At 43.5% G+C, this 441-nt stretch carries 1 protein-coding gene; it reads left to right on the forward strand.

The features are described from left to right. A partial coding sequence (locus D7V77_RS42645) for a GAF domain-containing protein (protein WP_147452390.1) occupies positions 1-441 on the forward strand: 441 nt, incomplete at both ends.

A 441-nucleotide genomic window follows, 5' to 3' on the forward strand; every position in this document is an offset into this window, starting at 1 on the left:
GTTCTGCAAAATGCCGTGAACAATCTCGGGCATAAATTCGAGTTGAGCCGTTGCTTAATTTTGCGAACTCATTTAACCAACGACAACGTTTCAGTCTACGAATATCACAACAGTTCGACTGATTCTGTTCAAACGAAATTTTTCTCTCCTGCCGGCCAGGAATTCGTAAAAACGATAATGAGCAAAACCGCTCCTTGTGATCTTGCTGATGGTGAATACGGCACCACATATGGTTTAGACAAAGATTTCTTGAAATCATTCGGCTTTCTGTCCGGATTACTTATTCCATTGATAATGCGCGACCTTACTTTCGGGGCAATGTTTTTGCAAGACTGCAAGACTCCGCGCCCCTGGAGCATTGATGACCTGACATTCTTTGGAGCTCTTGCTGACCAGCTTTCAGTTGCAGTTGAAAACGCAGATTTGCACGAAGAAAAGAAG

It is taken from the genome of Corallococcus sp. CA041A (assembly GCF_003612075.1).
Taxonomy (GTDB): Bacteria; Myxococcota; Myxococcia; order Myxococcales; family Myxococcaceae; genus Corallococcus; species Corallococcus exiguus.